The sequence below is a fragment of the Micrococcus sp. HMSC31B01 genome (assembly GCF_001816085.1).
Taxonomy (GTDB): Bacteria; Actinomycetota; Actinomycetes; order Actinomycetales; family Micrococcaceae; genus Micrococcus; species Micrococcus luteus.
On record NZ_KV824949.1, the window covers coordinates 1 to 505 of the forward strand.

Sequence of the window (505 nt, forward strand, 5' to 3'; positions counted from 1 at the left end):
GAGCAGCAGGGCGCCCACGAGCGCCAGCACGGAGGCCGCGGCGGCCCAGCGCCAGTGCGCGGAGGCGTCCACCCAGCGGTGCACGGTGGCCCGGTCCGTGCCGGCCAGGGCGTCGATGCGCGCGTCCATGCGCAGCGCGGTGCTGTCCCGCAGATCCGCGGCGCGGTCGTACAGGGGCGCCAGCAGCGTGTCCGCGGCCCAGTCGCCGACGTCTGCGCCCACGATCCTCTCCAGCAGCCCCTGCGCGGGCAAGTCGAACCGGTCCTCGCGCAGGTCACGTTCGATGTCGCCCAGGGCGGCGGTGATCCCGGACTGCGCGACGGGACCGAACGGGATGGTCACGTCCGCGCCCGAGCCGGGCTCGTCCGCGCCCTCCGGGTCCTCGAGCTGGGCGAGCCAGGCGCGCCGGGCCTCGTCGGCGGTGTCGGACCAGCCCTGCACCACCTGCGGGTCGTCCGCCACGCGCTGGGCCAGCGGGCGCAGCAGGTCCTCGGCCGTCTGGGCC

General features: G+C 77.0%; 1 pseudogene. It reads right to left on the reverse strand.

Annotated features, from left to right (window positions below):
• Positions 1-505 (reverse strand): annotated as a pseudogene (locus HMPREF3105_RS01945) (hypothetical protein); the annotation flags it as partial.